Below are 20486 nucleotides of genomic sequence, written 5' to 3' on the forward strand. Positions count from 1 at the left end.
CGTCGGACCCCCGCTCACGACACGCCGAAACGTGCTGCCAGCTCGTCGCGTTGCCGTCGTACGAAGGCCGCGTCGACCACCGCTCCGTGACCGGGCACGTACAGCGCGTCCTCGCCGCCGAGGGCGAGCAACCGGTCGAGCGCGGCCGGCCACTGCGACGGTACGGCGTCCGGGCCCGCCTGGGGTTCGCCGGACTCCTCCACCAGGTCGCCGCAGAAGACGATCTCCGGGGTGCCGGGGACGAGGACCGCGAGATCGTGGGCCGTGTGGCCGGGGCCCACGTTGGCCAGCAGCGCCTGGCGGCCGTCGCCGAGGTCCAGCGTCCACTCGCCCGAGACCAGGTGGCGGGGAGGGGTCAGCGCAGCCGCCGCCTCGTCCGCGTCCGTCGCCGGCAGGCCGTTCCTGATCGCATCCGCTCGCAGTTCCTCGCGCTCGTACGCGAACACCGCGTCCATGCCCACCGCCGCGTACACCTCCGCCCCGGCGAACGCGGGCGCGCCGAGGACGTGGTCGAAGTGGGGATGGGTGAGCGCGAGATGGGTCACACGGCGCCCCGCCAGCCGCTGCGCCTGCTCCCGCACCCGCGCGCCCTCGGCCAGGCTCGAGCCGGCGTCGACCACCAGGGCCGTACCCTCCCCGAGAATCAGGCCCGTCGTGCAGTCCCAGCCGGGCAGCCGGCACCGTCCGACCCCGGGGGCCAGCCGCTCCCAGCCCAGCTCTTCCCAAGTCACCGTCATACCGCGACGCTATCCGTACCACCGTCCCCCACTCTCGACTTCGCTCGAGCGGGGGGACCCCATCGGCCCGACCGACCTTGCCCAGTCAGTACCCCACGCCCGTACACTGGGCTCGGGAATGCTGGCACTCGGACACGCAGAGTGCCAGGCGGACGACCCGAAGGGCCGAGGGGACGACATGCTGGAGGTGCGCGCGAATGCTGAGTGAACGCAGGCTTCAGGTACTGCGCGCCATCGTCCAGGACTACGTCGGCACCGAGGAGCCGGTCGGGTCGAAGGCCCTGACCGAGCGGCACAACCTCGGGGTCTCCCCGGCCACCGTCCGCAACGACATGGCAGCCCTGGAGGACGAGGGGTTCATCGCGCAGCCGCACACCAGTGCCGGGCGCATCCCCACCGACAAGGGCTACCGGCTGTTCGTGGACAAGCTCGCGGGCGTCAAGCCGATGACGGCGCCCGAGCGGCGGGCGATCCAGAACTTCCTCGACGGCGCCGTCGATCTCGACGATGTGGTGGCGCGGACCGTGCGGCTGCTCGCGCAGCTGACCCGGCAGGTCGCCGTCGTGCAGTACCCGTCCCTGACCCGGTCCACCGTGCGGCACGTGGAGCTGCTCTCGCTCGCGCCCGCGCGCGTGATGCTCGTGCTGATCACGGACACCGGCCGGGTCGAGCAGCGGATGGTCGACTGCCCGGCGCCGTTCGGTGAGGCGTCCCTGGCGGACCTCAGGGCCCGGCTGAACAGCCGGGTCGCGGGCCGCCGCTTCACCGACGTACCGCGCCTGGTCGAGGACCTGCCCGAGGCCTTCGAGTCCGAGGACCGCGGTACGGTCTCCACGGTGCTCTCCACCCTGCTGGAGACACTCGTCGAGGAGAACGAGGAGCGGCTGATGATCGGCGGCACCGCCAATCTCACCCGCTTCGGACATGACTTCCCCCTCACGATCCGGCCCGTCCTGGAGGCCCTGGAGGAGCAGGTCGTGCTCCTCAAGCTCCTCGGCGAGGCGGGGGATTCGGGCATGACCGTGCGCATCGGGCACGAGAACGCCTACGAGGGACTCAACTCCACCTCTGTCGTGTCGGTCGGTTACGGTTCGGGCGGCGAGGCGGTTGCCAAGCTCGGCGTGGTCGGACCGACCCGCATGGATTACCCGGGAACGATGGGAGCGGTACGCGCAGTGGCACGGTACGTCGGACAGATCCTGGCGGAGTCGTAAGTGGCCACGGACTACTACGCCGTTCTCGGCGTGCGCCGCGACGCGTCGCAGGATGAGATCAAGAAGGCGTTCCGTCGGCTCGCGCGCGAGCTGCACCCGGACGTCAACCCCGACCCGAAGACGCAGGAGCGGTTCAAGGAGATCAACGCCGCTTACGAGGTGCTGTCGGACCCGCAGAAGAAGCAGGTCTACGACCTCGGCGGCGACCCGCTCTCCCAGGCCGGCGGCGCCGGCGCGGGCGGCTTCGGGGCCGGTGGCTTCGGCAACTTCTCCGACATCATGGACGCGTTCTTCGGTACGGCGTCGCAGCGCGGCCCGCGCTCGCGCACCCGGCGCGGCCAGGACGCGATGATCCGCATCGAGGTCGAGCTGGACGAGGCGGCCTTCGGGACGACCAAGGACATCCAGGTCGACACCGCGGTCGTCTGCAACACCTGCAACGGTGAGGGCGCGGCCCCCGGCACGTCCGCGCAGACGTGTGACATGTGCCGCGGGCGCGGTGAGGTCTCGCAGGTCACCCGGTCCTTCCTGGGCCAGGTCATGACCTCGCGGCCCTGCCCCCAGTGCCAGGGCTTCGGCACGGTCGTGCCGACCCCGTGCCCGGAGTGCGCCGGCGACGGCCGCGTCCGCTCCCGTCGCACGCTCACCGTCAAGATCCCGGCCGGTGTCGACAACGGCACGCGGATCCAGCTCGCCGGTGAGGGCGAGGTCGGGCCCGGTGGCGGTCCGGCCGGTGACCTGTACGTAGAGATCCACGAGCTGCCGCACCCGACCTTCCAGCGGCGCGGTGACGATCTGCACTGCACGGTGACGATCCCGATGACCGCGGCGGCCCTCGGTACCAAGGTGCCGCTGGAGACCCTGGACGGCATGGAGGAGGTCGACATCCGGCCCGGCACCCAGTCCGGCCAGTCGATCCCGCTCCACAACCGCGGTGTCACGCATCTGCGCGGCGGCGGCCGGGGCGACCTGATCGTGCACGTCGAGGTCACGACCCCGACGAAGCTCGACCCCGAGCAGGAGCGGCTGCTGCGCGAGCTGGCGAAGCTGCGCGGTGAGGAACGACCGCAGGGTCAGTTCCAGCCGGGTCAGCAGGGGCTGTTCTCTCGGTTGAAGGATGCGTTCAACGGGCGCTGAGGCCTCTCGGAAGGGGTGCCTCGGCACCCCTTATGCCAGTGTCCTATGCCGCGGGAAGCCCGGATTCGGACTTGTTCGGAGGACGTGACAACATGCCGTCATGTCCTCCGCACTGACCGATCTCTTCCCCCACCCGATCGTGCAGGCCCCCATGGCGGGCGGTGTCTCCGTCCCGCAGCTCGCCGCCGCCGTGTCCGAGGCGGGCGGTCTCGGGTTCCTCGCCGCCGGATACAAGACCGCCGACGGCATGTACCAGGAGATCAAGCAGCTGCGGGGGCTCACGACCCGGCCCTTCGGTGTGAACCTCTTCATGCCCCAGCCCGAATATGCAGAGTCGGGCGCCGTCGAGGTCTACGCGCACCAGCTGGCCGGTGAGGCCGCCTGGTACGAGACCGAGCTGGGCGACCCCGACAGCGGCCGGGACGACGGCTGCGAAGCCAAGCTCGCCGTCCTCCTCGACAACCCGGTGCCGGTGGTCTCCTTCCACTTCGGCGTCCCGAGCCGGGAGGTCCTCGACTCCCTGCGCCGGGCCGGGACCCGCACCCTGGTCACCGCCACCACCGCCGAGGAGGCCCGCGCGGTCGAGCGGGCCGGGGCGGACGCGGTGATCGCGCAGGGCGTGGAGGCCGCGGGCCACCAGGGCACCCACCGGGACATCCCGGAGAACGACGGCTCCGGAATCGGACTGCTCTCGCTGATCGCGCAGGTCCGGGAGGCCGTGGGCATCCCGGTCGTCGCCGCCGGCGGCATCATGCGCGGCAGCCAGATCGCCGCCGTCCTCGCGGCGGGCGCGTGCGCGGCCCAGCTGGGCACGGCGTTCCTCGCCACCCCCGAGTCCGGCGCCCACCCGCTGCACAAGCAGGCGCTGACCAACCCCCTGTTCGCCCGAACCGAGCTGACCCGCGCCTTCTCCGGCCGCCCGGCCCGCGGGCTGGTCAACCGCTTCCTGCGCGAGCACGGCCCGTACGCCCCCGCCGCCTACCCCGAGATCCACCACCTGACCTCGCCGCTGCGCAAGGCCGCCGCCAAGGCCGGGGACGCGCAGGGCATGGCGCTGTGGGCGGGGCAGGGGCACCGGATGGCCCGCGAGCTGCCGGCCGCGGACCTGGTGGAGGTCCTGGCGGCCGAACTCGCCGCCGCCCGGACAGCGTTGTCGGCCGGAGGTGACGGGCGATGACGGCCCCGGTCTTCGTGGTGGAACAACTCGACCGCATCGGGCCGGAGTTCGTGCTCGACGGCCCCGAAGGACGGCACGCCGTCTCCGTGAAGCGGCTGCGGCCGGGCGAGGACGTCGTCCTCACCGACGGGCGCGGCCGCTGGGCCGAGGGCGTCGTCAAGGCCGCCGAGGGCAAGGACCGCCTGGTGGTCACGGACCTGGAGCCCGTCCACGAGGAACCCGAGGCCTCCCCCCGGATCACCGTCGTCCAGGCCCTGCCCAAGGGCGACCGCGGCGAACTCGCCGTCGAGACGATGACCGAGGTCGGCGTCGACGCGATCGTGCCGTGGCAGGCGTCCCGGTGCATCACGCAGTGGAAGGGCGACCGCGGTCTGAAGGCGCTCGGCAAGTGGCGGGCCACCGCCCGCGAGGCCGGCAAGCAGTCCCGCCGGGTCCGCTTCCCCGAGGTCGCGGACGCGGCGACGACCAAACAGGTTGCCTCACTTCTGGCCGAGGCGGACTTCGCGGCCGTACTCCACGAGAGCGGCGAGGAGCGGCTCGCCACCGCCGGACTCCCCGCCGAGGGCGACATCGTGCTCGTCGTCGGCCCCGAAGGGGGAGTGTCCCCCGAGGAGTTGGCGCTCTTCGCGCAGGCGGGCGCCCGGCCCTACGTGCTCGGCCCCACCGTGCTGCGCACCTCCACCGCCGGCACCGCCGCCGCGGCCCTCCTCCTCGGCCGCACCGGCCGCTGGTCCTGACACACCTGGGGGAACACGATGGAACTCGCACAGGTACGGCTCCTCGTCACCGACTTCGCCGCCTGCTACCGCTTCTACGCCGAAGTCCTCGGCCTCAAGCCGCAGTCGGGCGCGACCGAGGGCCCGTACGAGAAGTTCAGCCCGCACGCCGGCTCCGCCGGGATCGCGCTGCAGGACCGGTCGATGATGGCCGAGATCCTCGGCGAACTGGCCGAGCCGGCCAACGGCCACCGCTCCCTGGTCGTGCTGCGCGTCGACGACCTCGACGCCTACTGCGCGGAGATCACCTCCCGCGGCGCCACCCTGGTCCACGGCCCGGCCCCCATGACCGACCGCATGCGCGTGGCCCACCTCAAGGACCCCGAGGGCAACCTGGTGGAACTCCAGGAGTGGCTCCTGCTGCGCGGCTGAACCACGCGGCCGAACCACACCTGCAAGTCCTCCGATGGAGGGCGTAACCGAACAGACGAGTGGCCGTATGCGGCCTTCCGCCGCGCGTGAGCCGGTGGCACGCTGCCCTCCATGGGGGCATTGAGGCGGATTCGGCGCCTGCCGCGACCCGCACGCGTGCTGGGCGCGGCCGGGCTCGCGGCGGTGACCGTGGGTGCGGTGACGGCATGCCGGCCGGGGGATCTCAGTTCGGCGGCGGTCGCCTACACCACCGACACGACCGCGACCGCGGAACTCGGACGGCAGCACGTGAACGTCGACTGGCTGACCTGCACCGGGACCTACGGCAAGGCCGACTACACGCCCGGGAAGACCCCCTCGCCGTCGGAGACCACCGTCGTCTCCGTCGACTGCCGGGGGGAGACCAAGGACGGACGGAAGATCACCGTCACCGGCAAGGTGACCAAGGCCGTCGACGGGGCCTGCGTCCGCGGGGACCTGACGGCCAGGGTCGCGGGCAGGCAGGTGTTCCACGTCGGCGGGCTCGGCGACTGCGACGCCACGCCGAGGCCGCCGTACACCCCGCCCGTCACCTACCGGCCCCCCGGCGGGCAGCCGACCGTCACCGTCACGGTCACCCGGACCCTGTGGTGCAAGGGCGACCCGACCTGCTGGCCGGTGCAGGGCAAGTGATCGAAACCGAGGGCGGACCAGCCGCCCGCTGCGTAAGGTGACGGGGTGACTCAGGGCACTTCGACGGCATCCTCCGGCTACCTCCGATTCCCCCATCTCCACGGCGACTTGGTGACCTTCACCGCCGAGGACGACGTATGGCTGGCACCCCTGGACGGCGGGCGCGCCTGGCGGGTCAGCGCCGACAACGTGCCGGTGAACCATCCCCGCATCTCGCCCGACGGCACGACCGTCGCCTGGACCTCCACCCGGGACGGCGCCCCCGAGGTGCACATCGCCCCGGTCGACGGCGGTCCCGCCAAGCGGCTGACGCACTGGGGCAGCTGGAAGACCCAGGTGCGCGGCTGGACCCCGGACGGCGAGGTCCTCGCCCTCAGCACGGAGGGCCAGGCGAGTCTGCGCCGCACCTGGGCGCGCGCCGTCCCGCTGGACGGCGGACCCGCCGCCACGCTGCCGTACGGGCCGGTCGGCGCCGTCGCCCACGGCCCGCACACCGTGCTGCTGTCCGCCCCGATGGGCCGCGAGGCCGCCTGGTGGAAGCGCTACCGGGGCGGCACGGCGGGCAAGTTGTGGATCGACCGCGAGGGCACCGGGGAGTTCGTCCGGCTGCACGAGGAACTGGACGGCAACCTCGAGGACCCGCTGTGGGTGGGCCACCGGATCGCGTTCCTGTCCGACCACGAGGGCACCGGAGCCCTCTACTCCTCCCTCGCCGACGGGACGGACCTGCGGCGCCACACGCCCCTCGACGGCTTCTACGCCCGGCACGCCGCCACCGACGGCCGCCGGGTCGTCTACACCAGCGCGGGCGAACTCTGGCTGCTCGACGACCTCGACGCAGCAGCACCGCGCCGGCTGGACGTGCGGCTCGGCGGCCCGCGCGTGGACCTCCAGCCCTTCGCCGTGGACGCCGCCCACTGGTTCGGCTCCGCCGCACCCGACCACACCGCGCGCGGCAGCGCGGTCGCCGTACGCGGCGCCGTCCACTGGGTCACCCACCGCTCCGGCCCGGCCCGCGCGCTCGCCGCACAGCCCGGTGTCCGGGCCCGGCGGCCGCGCACCTTCCGCACGGAGGGCGAGGAGTGGGTGGTGTGGGTGACCGACGCCGAGGGCGAGGACGCCCTGGAGTTCGCGCCCGCCACCGGCGTCGCCCCCGGCGCGATCCCGCGCCGGATCGCCGCCGGACAGCTCGGCCGCGTCCTGGACCTCGTCATGGCCCCCGACGGCAGCAGGGCCGCCGTCGCCTCGCACGACGGGCGGCTGCTGCTGGTCGAGCGCGAGAGCGGCGAGGTCCGCGTGGTGGACCGCAGCGAGTACGGCGACGTCAGCGACCTCGCCTTCTCGCCCGACTCCGGCTGGCTCGCCTGGTCCCACCCCGGCCCGCCGCCGCTCGCCCAGCTCCGCATCGCCCACACCACCGACCTGGCGGTCACCGAGGCGACCCCGCTGCGCTTCAGGGACTACGCGCCCGCCTTCACCCTCGACGGCAAACACCTCGCCTTCCTCTCCAGCCGCTCCTTCGACCCGGTCTACGACGAGCACGTCTTCGACCTGGCCTTCGTGGAGGGTGTCCGCCCGCACCTGATCACCCTCGCCGCGACCACGCCGTCCCCGTTCGGGCCGCAGCGGCACGGCCGGCCCTTCGGAACGCCCGACAAGGAGGAGACACCCGACAGCGAGGGCACCCCGACGACCCGGATCGACCTCGAAGGGCTCGCCGACCGCATCGTGCCCTTCCCGGTCGAGGCCGCCCGCTACACCAACCTGCGCGCTGCCAAGGACGGCGTGCTGTGGCTGCGCCACCCGGTGCGCGGAGTCCTCGGCGCCACCCGCGCCACCCCGGAAGCGCCCGACCCGAAGACCGAGCTGGAGCGCTACGACCTCGTCCAGCAGCGCCTGGAGCATCTCGCCGCCGACGCCGACCACTTCGCGGTCAGCGGGGACGGCAAGCGGGCCCTGCTGTGGACCGACGGCCGGCTCAAGGTCGTACCCGCCGACCGGCGCGGCTCCGACGACGAGGACGGCGACTCGCACATCACCGTCGACCTGAGCCGCATCCGGCAGACCGTCGACCCGGTCGCCGAATGGCGGCAGATGTACGACGAGACCGGCCGCATCATGCGGGACAACTTCTGGCGGCCCGACATGAGCGGCGTCGACTGGGACGGCGTCCTCGACCGCTACCGGCCCGTCGTCAGCCGCCTCGCCACCCACGACGACCTGGTGGACCTCCTGTGGGAGGTGCAGGGCGAACTGGGCACCTCGCACGCCTACGTCACCCCGCGCGGCGGCTTCGGAGGCGGCGCCCGGCAGGGCCTGCTCGGCGCCGACATCTCCCGCCACCCGGACGGCAGTTGGCGCATCGACCGCATCCTGCCCTCGGAGACCTCCGACCCGCACGCCCGCTCCCCGCTGGCCGCGCCCGGTGTCGCCGTGCGCCCCGGAGACGCGATCGTCGCGGTCGGCGGACATCCCGTCGACCCCGTGACCGGCCCCGGCCCGCTGCTGACCGGCACGGCCGGAAAGCCCGTCGAGCTGACCATCACGCCGGCCGGCGGGGGCGACCCCCGGCACGCGGTCGTGGTCCCGCTCGCGGACGAGGAGCCGCTGCGCTACCACGCCTGGGTCGCCGACCGCCGCGCCTACGTCCACCGGAGGTCCGGCGGCCGCCTCGGCTACCTCCACGTACCCGACATGCAGGCGCCCGGCTGGGCCCAGATCCACCGTGACCTGCGCGTCGAGGTGGCCCGCGAGGGCCTGGTCGTGGACGTACGGGAGAACCGCGGCGGCCACACCTCCCAGCTCGTCGTGGAGAAGCTGGCCCGCCGGATCGTCGGCTGGGACGTGCCGCGCGGCATGCAGCCCGAGAGCTACCCGAGGGACGCACCGCGCGGTCCCGTCGTCGCCGTCGCCAACGAGTTCTCCGGCTCGGACGGCGACATCGTCAACGCGGCGATCCGCGCCCTGGGCATCGGCCCGGTCGTCGGCACCCGCACCTGGGGCGGCGTCATCGGCATCGACAGCCGCTACCGCCTGGTGGACGGCACCCTGATCACCCAGCCGAAGTACGCGTTCTGGCTGGAGGGTTTCGGGTGGGGCGTGGAGAACCACGGCGTGGACCCGGACGTGGAAGTCCTCCAGCGCCCCCAGGACTGGGCAGCGGGCCGGGACCCCCAGCTGGACGAGGCGATAAGGCTGGCATTGGAGGCACTCGAAACCTCACCTGCAAAAACACCGCCGAGTCTGCCGACCTAGGGGCGCGGGACGGTATCGATGTGCGGCTCCGCCGCGTGGGCGCGATCAACCCTCACCAGCCCGAAGTCGAACGACTACGATGGCCACCCACACTGATCACCGGCGAAAGCGAGCGCAGCGCAATGGCGGGAGAACCGCAGGACGACTGCCTGTTCTGCAAGATCGTCGCAGGCCACATCCCGGCGACGATCGTCCGCGAGACCGAGACCACCGTCGCCTTCCGCGACATAAACCCCCAGGCGCCCACGCACGTCCTGGTGATCCCCAAGGCCCACTACAAGAACGCGGCCACGCTCGCCGCACAGGCCCCTCAGCTCGCCGCCGACGTCCTCGCGGAGACGCAGCTCGTGGCCGACGAGGACAAGCTCGAGAGCTACCGCGTCGTCTTCAACACCGGCAGCGGCGCCGGCCAGACCGTCTGGCACGCCCACGCGCACGTGCTCGGCGGGCGTGGCATGGAATGGCCCCCCGGATAAGTCGCCATGTCCGTACGTGAATTGGTGGTCCTCGGCACCGCCAGCCAGGTCCCGACCCGGCACCGCAACCACAACGGCTACCTGCTGCGCTGGGACGGCGAGGGCATCCTGTTCGACCCCGGCGAGGGCACGCAGCGGCAGATGCTGCGTGCCGGGGTCGCCGCCCACGACCTGAACCGGCTCTGCGTCACGCACTTCCACGGCGACCACTCCCTCGGTCTCGCCGGCGTCATCCAGCGGATCAACCTCGACCAGGTGCCGCACGAGGTCACCGCCCACTACCCGCGCTCCGGCCAGCGCTTCTTCGACCGGCTGCGGTACGCGACGGCCTACCGGGAGACCGTCCGCCTCACCGAGGCGCCGGTCGCCGCCGACGGCACCCTCGCGACGACCCCGTCGTACACGCTGGAGGCCCGCAAGCTGTCCCACCCCGTGGAGTCCTACGGCTACCGGCTGACCGAACCCGACGGGCGCCGCATGCTGCCCGACCGCCTCGCCGCGCACGGGATCAAGGGGCCGGACGTCGGCCGGATCCAGCGCGAGGGCCGGCTCGGGGGCGTGACCCTGGACGAGGTCAGCGAGGCGCGGCGCGGGCAGCGGTTCGCGTTCGTCATGGACACCCGGCTGTGCGACGGGGTGCATGCGCTCGCCGAGGGCTGCGACCTGCTCGTCATCGAGTCCACCTTCCTCGACGAGGACGCCGGACTCGCCGAGGAACACGGGCATCTGACGGCAGGTCAGGCGGCGACGGCGGCACGGGACGCGGGGGTGCGCCACCTCGTCCTCACCCACTTCAGCCAGCGCTACTCGGAGCCCGAGGAGTTCGAGCGGCAGGCACGCGCCGCCGGGTTCGAGGGAGAGCTGACCGTGGCGCACGATCTTCTGCGAGTGCCGGTCCCGAAACGCAGGTAGAGCACGCTTACGATGCTCTGATGGCTCTCCCCAAAGCGGAACTGCACCTCCACCTCGAAGGCACCCTCGAACCCGAGCTGGCGTTCGCCCTCGCCGCGCGCAACGGTGTCGAGCTGCCCTACGCCGACACCGACGAGCTGCGCAAGGCGTACCAGTTCGAGGACCTCCAGTCCTTCCTGAACCTGTACTACGAGCTGATGGCGGTCCTGCGCACCGAGCAGGACTTCGAGGACCTGGCCGACGCCTACCTCGCCCGCGCCGCCGCGCAGGGTGTGCGGCACGCGGAGATCTTCTTCGATCCGCAGGCCCACCTCGCCCGGGGCGTGAGCATGGGCACGGTGGTGGAGGGGCTGTGGCGGGCGCTGGGTACCAGCGAGTCGGTGCACGGCGTCTCCACCAAGCTCATCCTGTGCTTCCTGCGCGACGAGTCCGCCGACTCCGCGCTGGAGACGCTGGAGGCGGCCCGGCCCTACCTGGACCGGATCACCGGAATCGGCCTCGATTCGGCCGAGGTCGGACACCCGCCGGTGAAGTTCCGCGAGGTGTACGAGGCCGCGGCCGCGCTCGGGCTGCGCCGCGTGGCGCACGCGGGGGAGGAGGGGCCGCCCGCGTACATCACCGAGGCGCTGGACGTCCTCGACGTGGAACGGATCGACCACGGCCTGCGCTGCATGGAGGACCCGGAGCTGGTCGAACGACTGGTCCGGGACCGCATCCCGCTGACCCTGTGCCCGCTGTCCAACGTCCGGCTGCGGGCCGTGGACGTCCTCGCGGACCATCCCCTCCCGGCCATGCTCGACGCCGGCCTGCTGTGCACGGTCAACTCCGACGACCCGGCCTACTTCGGCGGCTACGTCGGCGACAACTACCACGCCGTCCGCGACGCCCTCGGGCTGACCAAGGAGCAGATGCGCGAGCTGGCCCGCAACTCCTTCCTCGCGTCCTTCCTGGAGGACGACGAGGAGCGGCGGGCGCGTTACCTCGCCGAGGTGGCGGCGTACGAGTTCGGGTAGGCGGTGTCGTAGGTCTGCCGGGAAGGCACGGCGGGGGCGTCCACCTGGATCTGTACGACGGACAGGGGCTGCCTGCCCGCCCGCAGCGCCACCACCGTCAGCGGCACCGCGACTGCGAGCAGTCCCATCGCCAGGACCCCGCCCATGGCCGGGAACCCCGCCCACGCCGCCAGCGCGCTCCCGGTCAGCGGGCCGGCCGCCGTGCCCAGGGACGACGCCGAGCCGACCAGCACCGCCCAGCGGCCGCGCGGGTCCAGGGAGGCGGCCAGGCCGATGACGTACGACAGCACGACCGGATAGAGCACGTTCCAGGCGATCTCGCCCGCGGCGAAGGACGGCAGGTCGGTCGCCGAGGCGCTGAGCGCGATGCAGCCCGCGATGAGGGCCGTACCCGCGCCGATCGGCGCCGCCCGGCCCAGCCGCGGCCCGAGCGCCCCCGCGCCTACGACCCCGACCAGACCGGCGCCGAGCGCGAGCGCGAACACCGCGCCGACGGTGACCTCGGTGAGATGCGCCTGGCCGAGTCCGATGCGGCCGCTGACGCCCCACAGCGCGTTCTGCGCGAGGGACCAGCAGGGCATGGCCGCGGCCAGCAGCAGACCGGCACGGAGCTGGGGGAGGCGGCCGCGCTCGATCGGGGTGCGGGCCGCGGCCGTACGACCGGACAGGCGGCCGGTGAGCGGCCACACCGCGAGGGCGGTCAGGGCGAGCGCGGCGAGCGGCTGCCCGTGGCCGGGGCCGAGGTGCGGGATCGTCAGATAGAGGGCGCCCGCGAGGCCGGAGACGCCGAGCAGGCCGAGCGTGGTGACCCGGTGCGGGTCCTGCTGGGCCGCGATACCGCCGGCGGCGACCGCCGTGACCGTACCGGACCCGAAACCGCCGACGAGCGCACCCGCGACGACGGCCGGTACGAACCCGGTGAGCGCGGCCCCGCCGTAACCGAGGAGGGCGAGCGCGAGCCCGAGCCGGGCGAGGGTGCGGGCGCCGATCCGCTCGACCCGGGAGGCCAGCAGGAAACCCGCCGCCGCCGAACTCAGCAGCAGGGCACTGCCGATGGCCCCGGCCTGGGTCGCGGAGAGGGGAAGCCCGGCGTCCAGCCGGCCGACGGTGGTCGGCAGCAGATACGGGGCGAGGTACCCGGCCGTGAAAAGGGCGACGAGGGGCCAGGGCAGGGGGCGGGGGGCGGACACGGGCGTTCCCAGGGCAGGCGAAAGGAGCGGCTCGGAAGAGGGGGAGGGGCGACGGCCGTCGACGGACGGGAACGCGCGAGCAAGTTGTATCAAGCACGCGGTCCGGGAAGAAGGTTGGGGGATGTGATCCACGTCATCTTCGGTTTACGGGTCCCCGGTGGGGGTAACGGCTGTGTCGAAGCTCTGTTCTCATATATAGACAGCATTCAGAAGAGGAGATGATCAGGTGGGCGGCGACCCGAGTCCGCAGGACGTGACGCGGCGGCTGCGGGAGGGGATGGCGCACGGCGTGCTGTCCTTCCCGCTCACCGCCTTCCACGACGACGCCTCACTCGATCCCGACGGTCTGCGCGCCCATGTCGCCGCGCGGCTCACGCCGGGCCCGGGGCCCCCACGCGGCGGAGCCGCATATCGATGCAGCCCGGCCTGCGGCACCGGCGAGTTCTTCTCGCTGGACGAGGAGGAGTACCGGCAGGTCGTCGCCATCGCCGTCGAGGAGGCGGCCGGCCGGGTGCCGGTGGTGGCCGGGACCGGGTACGGCTGGGCGCAGGCCGCCCGGTTCGCGCGGATCGCCGAGGAGGCCGGCGCCGACGCCCTGCTCGTGCTGCCCCACTACCTCGTCGCCGCCCCGCAGGACGGCCTCGCCGCCCAGCTGGAGCAGCTCGCCGCCCGCACCCGGCTGCCGCTCGTCGCCTACCAGCGCGGCCAGGTCGCCTACGGAGTGGACTCGCTGCGGCGCATCGCACGCATCCCGAACGTCATCGGCCTCAAGGACGGCCACAGTGACCTCGACCGCCTCCAGCGCCTCACCCTCGCCGCCCCCGAGGGCTTCCTCTTCTTCAACGGCGCCGCCACGGCCGAGATCCAGGCCCGCTCCCCCACGCTCGAATGCGCTCGCGCGGGGGGACCCCCATCGCCACCGTCGGCGTCCCCGCCTACTCCTCCGCCGTGCACGCCTTCGCCTCCGAGATCGCGGACGCCTTCTTCACCGCCCTGCAGAGCGGCGACCACGGCACGATGGAGAAGCTGCTGCGCGACTTCTACGTCCCCTTCGTCGAACTCCGCGACCGCACACCCGGATACGCGGTGTCCCTGGTGAAGGCGGCGGCCCGGCTGCGCGGTGAACGCGTCGGCCCCGTCCGTGCCCCGCTCACCGACCCCTCGCCCGCCGACCTCGCCGGCCTGTTGGCCCTCCTCACCGCCGGACTCGACCTCGTAGGAGCCTCCCTGTGACCCGTGACCTGACCATCGCCGAGGTGCGGCTGACGCCGATCCTGGTCGCCGACGCGCCGCTGCTCAACACCCAGGGCGTGCACCAGCCGTACACCCCCCGGCTGATCGTGGAGGTCGTGACGGCCGACGGGATCACCGGCCTCGGTGAGACCTACGGCGACACCAAGTACCTGGAGCTTGCCCGCCCCCTCGCCGAGCACCTCACCGGACGCTCGGTCATGGATGTGAACAGTCTGTTCTCCCTGGACCTCGCCGTGGACGAGAGCCGGGTCCGGGGCGCCGTGGACGCCGGCGGGCTGCGCGGCGTGCAGAGCGCCGACAAGCTGCGGCTGTCCGTGCTCTCCGCCTTCGAGGTGGCCTGCCTGGACGCCCAGGGCCGGGCGCTCGGGCTGCCCGTGCACGCACTGCTCGGCGGCAAGGTGCGCGACGCGGTCGAGTACAGCGCCTACCTCTTCTACAAGTGGGCCGGTCACCCGGAGGGCGTCCCGTCCGAGCCGGACGACTGGGGCGCCGCCCTGGACCCGGCCGGAGTCGTCGCCCAGGCCCGCCGGTTCACGGAGCGGTACGGCTTCACCTCCTTCAAGCTCAAGGGCGGTGTCTTCCCGCCCGAGGAGGAGATCGCGGCCGTACGCGCCCTCGCCGAGGCCTTCCCCGGGCATCCGCTGCGGCTCGACCCCAACGGCGCCTGGTCCGTCGAGACCTCGCTGAAGGTGGCGAAGGAACTCGGCGACGTCCTGGAGTACCTGGAGGACCCGACGCTGGGCACGCCCGCCATGGCCGAGGTGTCCGGCGGGACCGACGTCCCGCTCGCCACCAACATGTGCGTCACGACCTTCGGCGAGATCAAGGAGGCGTTCACCAGGGACGCCGTCCAGGTGGTCCTCTCCGACCACCACTACTGGGGCGGGCTGCGCAACACCCAGCACCTCGCCGCCGTCTGCGCCGCCTTCGGCGTCGGGGTGTCCATGCACTCCAACACCCACCTCGGCATCAGCCTCGCCGCGATGACCCACGTGGCCGCCACCGTGCCCGACCTGCACCACGCCTGCGACTCCCACTACCCCTGGCAGTCCGAGGACGTCCTCACCGAGCGTCCCGCCTTCACCGACGGCACGGTCGTCGTCCCCGACGCCCCCGGGCTCGGCGTCGAGCTGAACCGGGACGAGCTGGACCGGCTGCACCGGCGGTGGGCCGAGGACGACGGCAGGATGCGCGAGCGGGACGACGCCGCGGCGATGCGGGTGGCCGACCCCGGCCGGCGGACGCCGGTGATGCCCCGCTGGTGACCGCGCGCCGATGCGACGGACCGTGCCCCGAGTGAGATCTGGTGCACACTGGCCAGATCCGCATCAGCTCAGGGAGCGCACCGTGACCCCGTCCCGCACGATCGCCGGAGAGGAACCCGAGCACCTCACCAGGGCAGCGCGCTGCCAGGCCCAGGTCGACCCGCTGGCCGCCCTGCGCACCCCGGACGACCCGCCCTGGGACGTGTACCTCACGGGCACGGTCTTCCTGGACATCATCTTCACCGGCCTGGACTCGGCGCCCGTGCGCGGCACCGAGTCCTGGGCCCGCGGGATGGGCTCGAGCCCGGGCGGCGTCGCCAACATGGCCACCGCGCTCGCCCGGCTCGGGCTGCAGACGTCCCTCGCCGCGGCCTTCGGGGACGACCACTACGGCGACTACTGCTGGGACGCGCTGGAACAGGGCGAGGGCATCGACCTCACGCCGTCGCGGACCGTCCCCGGCTGGCACTCGCCGGTGACCGTCTCCATGGCCTACGAGGGCGAGCGGACCATGGTGTCCCACGGCCACGAGCCGCCGCCGGAGGAGCCCGCACCGGACTGCCCGCCCCGCGCGCGTGCGGCCGTCGCCTCGCTCACCCCCGGCGCGCGTGCCCCCTGGATCGCCGAGGCCGCCCGCAAGGGCACCCGGATCTTCGCGGACGTCGGCTGGGACGACACCGGTGCCTGGGACCTGGCCGGCCTCGGCGACCTCGGGCACTGCGAGGCGTTCCTGCCCAACGCCCAGGAGGCGATGCGGTACACCGGCGCGGACTGCCCGCGGGCGGCGGCGCACGCGCTGACCGAGTACGTGCCGGTGGCTGTGGTGACCCTCGGTGCCGAGGGGGCCTATGCGGTGGACCGGCGCACCGGGGAGGCCGCCGAGGTGCCCGCGATCGCCGTGGAGGCGCTGGATCCGACGGGGGCCGGGGATGTGTTCGTCGCCGGTTTTGTCATGGGGTCACTGGCGGGGTGGCCGCTTGCCGACCGGCTCGCCTTCGCGGGGCTCACGGCGGCGTTGTCCGTCCAGGAGTTCGGGGGGTCGCTGTCGGCGCCGGGGTGGTCGGAGATCGGGGCGTGGTGGCGCCGTGTCCAGTCGGTGGAGGGGCAGGACCCGGCGGCGCTGCGGCGGTACGGCTTCCTGGACCGGCTGGTGCCGGAGGTGCTGGACCGGCCGTGGCCGTTGCGGCGGGCCGTGCCGACCATCGGGTTCCGGCATTCGAGCTGAGCACCCAGGGGCCCTGCCCCCACTGGAAAGTGGCCCTGTGAAAAGCCCTACGGCCTTGTCAGTCCACCGTCGTACCCTGGAATCGCGAGGCCGCCCTCAGCTACGCGGCCGTGACGAGGAGGAACCGCAGGCCTACAGCGCCGGCCCATGACTCAGACACCCACAGCTCACACCCCCGCGCAGGAGCAGGCACGAGCGCAGCTCACCGTCCCCGCCCAGCACCCCATGGTGACCGTGCTGGGGTCCGGCGACTCGCTTCTGCGCGTGATAGAGAAGGCCTTCCCGGCAGCCGACATCCATGTCCGGGGCAATGAGATCAGCGCGGTCGGCGACCCTGCGGACGTCGCCCTCATTTCGCGCGTGTTCGACGAGATGATGCTGGTGCTCCGCACCGGGCAGCCGATGACGGAGGACGCAGTGGAACGCTCGATCGCCATGCTCAAGGCGAGCGAGGACGGGACGAGCGACGGCCCGGAGACCCCGGCCCAGGTGCTGACGCAGAACATCCTGTCCTCCCGCGGCCGTACGATCCGCCCCAAGACGCTCAACCAGAAGCGGTACGTCGACGCGATCGACAAGCACACGATCGTCTTCGGCATCGGCCCCGCCGGTACGGGCAAGACCTACCTGGCCATGGCCAAGGCCGTCCAGGCCCTGCAGTCCAAGCAGGTCAACCGGATCATCCTGACCCGTCCCGCGGTCGAGGCCGGCGAGCGCCTCGGCTTCCTGCCCGGCACGCTGTACGAGAAGATCGACCCCTACCTGCGCCCGCTGTACGACGCGCTGCACGACATGCTCGACCCGGACTCGATCCCGCGGCTGATGGCGGCCGGGACGATCGAGGTCGCGCCGCTCGCGTACATGCGCGGACGCACGCTCAACGACGCCTTCATCATCCTGGACGAGGCCCAGAACACGAGCCCCGAACAGATGAAGATGTTCCTCACCCGCCTCGGCTTCGACTCGAAGATCGTGATCACCGGTGACGTGACGCAGGTCGACCTGCCGAACGGCACGCACAGCGGTCTGCGCCAGGTGCAGGAGATCCTGGAGGGCGTGGAGGACGTCCACTTCTCCTGGTTGTCGTCGCACGATGTCGTACGGCACAAGCTGGTGGGCCGTATCGTCGACGCGTACGAGCTGTACGACAGCAAGCACGGCACCGAGAACGGCGCCCACAAGGGCGGCCGGGGCCGGTCCGGGCACAAGGGGAAGTAGAGACACGGCACCACCATGTCGATCGACGTCAACAACGAGTCCGGTACCGAGGTAGACGAGCAGGCGATCCTCGACATCGCCCGCTATGCGCTCGCGCGGATGCGCATCCACCCGCTCTCCGAGCTCTCGGTGATCGTCGTGGACGCCGACGCCATGGAGCAGCTGCACATCCAGTGGATGGACCTGCCGGGGCCCACCGATGTCATGTCCTTCCCGATGGACGAGCTGCGGCCGCCGTCCAAGGACGACGAGGAGCCCCCGCAGGGCCTCCTCGGCGACATCGTGCTGTGCCCGGAGGTCGCCGCCAAGCAGGGGGCCGAGGCGCCCACCCAGCACTCCATGGACGAGGAGCTCCAGCTGCTCACCGTCCATGGAGTGCTGCACCTGCTCGGGTACGACCATGAGGAGCCCGACGAGAAGGCCGAGATGTTCGGCCTCCAGGCCGCCATCGTGGACGGGTGGCGGGGCGAGCGGGGGCTGACCGGGCCGTCCCCGGCGCCGACGGTCTCGTAAGAGGGCCGGTCTTCGCATGAGTCCGCAGATCGTCGTCGGTGCGATCGCCCTGGTCGTCGTCGCCTGGCTCGCCGCCTGTGCGGAGGCGGGCCTCGCGCGCGTCTCCAGCTTCCGCGCCGAGGAGTCCGTCAAGTCCGGCCGGCGCGGCAGCGCCAAGCTGGCGCAGGTCGCCGACGACCCCACCCGCTATCTGAACGTGGCCCTGCTGGTCCGCGTCGCCTGCGAGATGGCGGCCGCGGCCCTGGTGACGTACGCCTGCCTGCAGGAGTTCGCGGCCACCTGGCAGGCCCTGCTGGTCGCCATCGGCGTGATGGTCCTGGTGTCGTACGTCGCCGTGGGCGTCTCCCCGCGCACCATCGGCCGCCAGCACCCGCTCAACACGGCGACGGTGGCGTCGTACGTGCTGCTGCCGCTGGCCCGGATCATGGGCCCGATCCCGTCGCTGCTGATCCTCATCGGCAACGCGCTCACCCCGGGCAAGGGCTTCCGCCGCGGCCCGTTCGCCTCCGAGGCGGAGCTGCGCGCGCTGGTCGACCTCGCCGAGGCGGAGTCTCTGATCGAGGACGAGGAGCGCCGCATGGTGCACTCGGTGTTCGAGCTGGGCGACACCCTGGTCCGCGAGGTGATGGTCCCGCGCACCGACCTGGTCACCATCGAGCGCTTCAAGACCATCCGCCAGGCCCTCACCCTCGCCCTGCGCTCGGGGTTCTCCCGGATCCCGGTCACCGGCGAGAGCGAGGACGACATCGTCGGGGTCGTGTATCTGAAGGACCTCGTCCGCAAGACGCACATCAGCCGCGACACCGAGAACGACCTGGTGTCCACGGCCATGCGCCCGGCCGTCTTCGTCCCCGACACCAAGAACGCCGGCGGCCTGCTGCGCGAGATGCAGAAGGAGCGCAACCACGTCGCCGTCGTCATCGACGAGTACGGCGGCACCGCCGGCATCGTCACCATCGAGGACATCCTCGAGGAGATCGTCGGCGAGATCACCGACGAGTACGACCGCGAACTCCCGCCCGTGGAGGACCTCGGCGACGACCGCTTCCGGGTCACGGCCCGCCTCGACATCACCGACCTCGGCGAGCTGTACGGCTTGGAGGAGTACGACGACGAGGACGTGGAGACCGTCGGCGGACTGCTCGCCAAGGCGCTCGGCCGCGTGCCCATCGCCGGTGCCTCGGCCGAGGTCGAACTGCCCGACGAGCGCACCCTGAAGCTGACGGCGGAGGCTGCGGCCGGACGCCGGAACAAGATCGTGACGGTGCTGGTCGAACCCGCCGAGGAGGTGAGACCCGAGTGACCCCTCAGGAGCTGCGCGCCTTCTGCCTGTCCTTCAACGCTGCCGTGGAGGACTTCCCGTTCAACCCGGACACCTCCGTCTTCAAGGTCCTCGGCAAGATGTTCGCCCTGACGCACCTGGACGGGCGGCCCCTGACGGTCAACCTCAAGTGCGACCCGGAGGACGCGATCCGGCTGCGCGGCGAGCACGAGGGGCTGATCGTCCCCGGCTACCACATGAACAAGCGCCACTGGAACACCGTGACGGCCGACGGCGGCCTCCCGGACCGCCTGGTCAAGGAGCTGATCGAGGACTCGTACGACCTCGTCGTCGCGGGCCTGCCGAGGGCAGAGCGGCTCCGGCTGGACCGGCCGTAATCGCGTTGCCGGGCTCCGCTGACCGCGTGTCGGAATCCGGCGCATGTCTGTGCGATATCCACGCCCACTGCGCCCAGGTGACCGTATCGGCGTGTGAGGACAACGCGTTCACCATCTGCCGCAACCTGCACGGCATGCGTCTCGCCGGGTTCTTCGACCGCGCGGCCGCCGTCCTCGTGGGCCGCACCCACGCCCCCGACGGCCGCACCCTCACCCGGCACGAGGCCGTCCTCGATGCCCTCGGCCCCCTCGGCGTACCGATCGTCGCCGACGTCGAGTGCGGGCACGTACCGCCGTACCTTCCCCTGGTGAACGGCGCGGGGGGGGGGGGGGGGGGGGGGGGGGGGGGGGGGGGGGGGGGGGGGGGGGGGGGGGGGGGGGGGGGGGGGGGGAAGAAGAAGAGGGAGGGGGGGGGGGGAGG

18 protein-coding genes and 2 pseudogenes are annotated in these 20486 nt (G+C 72.4%); 18 read left to right on the forward strand and 2 right to left on the reverse strand.

Translation table 11 applies throughout. The features are described from left to right. Window positions 1–14 precede the first annotated feature (14 nt). Entirely contained in the window at window positions 15–737 is a 723-nt protein-coding gene (locus ACZ5DS_RS40805; protein ID WP_468249117.1) for an MBL fold metallo-hydrolase, read from the reverse strand. A 197-nt stretch (window positions 738–934) separates the two neighbouring features. Here ACZ5DS_RS40805 and hrcA point away from each other — a divergent pair, with 197 nt between their 5' ends. The 10 genes from hrcA to ACZ5DS_RS40855 all read left to right on the forward strand — a co-directional run bounded on the left by hrcA (window position 935) and on the right by ACZ5DS_RS40855 (window position 11741). Further along, a complete protein-coding gene (hrcA, locus tag ACZ5DS_RS40810; protein ID WP_468249120.1) occupies window positions 935–1951 on the forward strand; it encodes a heat-inducible transcriptional repressor HrcA in 1017 nt (338 codons plus the stop codon). Further along, entirely contained in the window at window positions 1952–3088 is a 1137-nt protein-coding gene (gene dnaJ, locus ACZ5DS_RS40815; RefSeq protein WP_389174497.1) for a molecular chaperone DnaJ, read from the forward strand. A gap of 100 nt (window positions 3089–3188) precedes the next feature. Then, window positions 3189–4265 (forward strand): nitronate monooxygenase, encoded by a 1077-nt coding sequence (locus ACZ5DS_RS40820; RefSeq protein ID WP_468249122.1) that lies wholly within the window; start codon window positions 3189–3191, stop codon window positions 4263–4265. Beyond that, window positions 4262–5002, forward strand: a complete 741-nt coding sequence (locus ACZ5DS_RS40825) for a 16S rRNA (uracil(1498)-N(3))-methyltransferase (protein ID WP_468249125.1) — start codon at window positions 4262–4264, stop codon at window positions 5000–5002. Before ACZ5DS_RS40820 ends, ACZ5DS_RS40825 begins: the two co-directional genes overlap by 4 nt. 18 nt (window positions 5003–5020) lie before the next feature. Continuing rightward, window positions 5021–5413, forward strand: a complete 393-nt coding sequence (locus tag ACZ5DS_RS40830; RefSeq protein ID WP_468249127.1) for a VOC family protein — start codon at window positions 5021–5023, stop codon at window positions 5411–5413. A gap of 111 nt (window positions 5414–5524) precedes the next feature. After that, a complete protein-coding gene (locus ACZ5DS_RS40835; protein WP_468249130.1) occupies window positions 5525–6085 on the forward strand; it encodes a hypothetical protein in 561 nt (186 codons plus the stop codon). A gap of 45 nt (window positions 6086–6130) precedes the next feature. Further along, on the forward strand, window positions 6131–9340 hold the full coding sequence (locus ACZ5DS_RS40840) for a S41 family peptidase (protein WP_468249132.1): 3210 nt from the start codon (window positions 6131–6133) through the stop codon (window positions 9338–9340). 122 nt (window positions 9341–9462) lie between these two features. Next, entirely contained in the window at window positions 9463–9816 is a 354-nt protein-coding gene (locus tag ACZ5DS_RS40845) for a histidine triad nucleotide-binding protein (protein ID WP_468249135.1), read from the forward strand. Window positions 9817–9822: 6 nt separating this feature from the next. Next, window positions 9823–10728, forward strand: coding sequence for a ribonuclease Z (locus ACZ5DS_RS40850; protein WP_468249137.1), 906 nt, complete (start codon window positions 9823–9825; stop codon window positions 10726–10728). A 20-nt stretch (window positions 10729–10748) separates the two neighbouring features. Beyond that, window positions 10749–11741 carry an adenosine deaminase gene (locus ACZ5DS_RS40855; RefSeq protein WP_468249140.1) on the forward strand — a complete coding sequence of 331 codons (993 nt, stop codon included), beginning with the start codon at window positions 10749–10751 and terminating at the stop codon, window positions 11739–11741. Here ACZ5DS_RS40855 and ACZ5DS_RS40860 read toward each other — a convergent pair. Further along, window positions 11705–12931: an MFS transporter gene (locus tag ACZ5DS_RS40860; RefSeq protein WP_468249142.1), complete on the reverse strand. Its 1227-nt coding sequence runs from the start codon at window positions 12929–12931 to the stop codon at window positions 11705–11707. The two genes, ACZ5DS_RS40855 and ACZ5DS_RS40860, sit on opposite strands and share 37 nt — an antisense overlap. Before the next feature lie 277 nt (window positions 12932–13208). On the opposite strand from ACZ5DS_RS40860, the pseudogene ACZ5DS_RS40865 reads away from it, so the two are divergent. From ACZ5DS_RS40865 to ACZ5DS_RS40900, 8 genes and pseudogenes are all read left to right on the forward strand, one after another. After that, a pseudogene (locus ACZ5DS_RS40865) lies at window positions 13209–14164 on the forward strand (5-dehydro-4-deoxyglucarate dehydratase). Further along, a complete protein-coding gene (locus tag ACZ5DS_RS40870) occupies window positions 14161–15450 on the forward strand; it encodes a glucarate dehydratase family protein (protein WP_468249145.1) in 1290 nt (429 codons plus the stop codon). The pseudogene ACZ5DS_RS40865 and the gene ACZ5DS_RS40870 overlap by 4 nt, the downstream one beginning before the upstream one ends. Before the next feature lie 82 nt (window positions 15451–15532). After that, on the forward strand, window positions 15533–16675 hold the full coding sequence (locus ACZ5DS_RS40875; protein ID WP_468249147.1) for a carbohydrate kinase family protein: 1143 nt from the start codon (window positions 15533–15535) through the stop codon (window positions 16673–16675). Between the two features lie 147 nt (window positions 16676–16822). Further along, window positions 16823–17893, forward strand: coding sequence for a PhoH family protein (locus ACZ5DS_RS40880; protein ID WP_468249150.1), 1071 nt, complete (start codon window positions 16823–16825; stop codon window positions 17891–17893). 15 nt (window positions 17894–17908) lie between these two features. Then, a complete protein-coding gene (ybeY, locus tag ACZ5DS_RS40885; protein WP_468249151.1) occupies window positions 17909–18406 on the forward strand; it encodes an rRNA maturation RNase YbeY in 498 nt (165 codons plus the stop codon). Window positions 18407–18422: 16 nt separating this feature from the next. After that, window positions 18423–19709, forward strand: coding sequence for a hemolysin family protein (locus tag ACZ5DS_RS40890; protein ID WP_468249154.1), 1287 nt, complete (start codon window positions 18423–18425; stop codon window positions 19707–19709). Further along, window positions 19706–20065 carry an MmcQ/YjbR family DNA-binding protein gene (locus tag ACZ5DS_RS40895; protein WP_468249156.1) on the forward strand — a complete coding sequence of 120 codons (360 nt, stop codon included), beginning with the start codon at window positions 19706–19708 and terminating at the stop codon, window positions 20063–20065. Before ACZ5DS_RS40890 ends, ACZ5DS_RS40895 begins: the two co-directional genes overlap by 4 nt. A gap of 98 nt (window positions 20066–20163) precedes the next feature. After that, window positions 20164–20391, forward strand: a pseudogene (locus ACZ5DS_RS40900) (LD-carboxypeptidase); the annotation flags it as partial. Window positions 20392–20486 lie beyond the last annotated feature (95 nt).

It is taken from the genome of Streptomyces sp. NPDC031100, assembly GCF_055570785.1.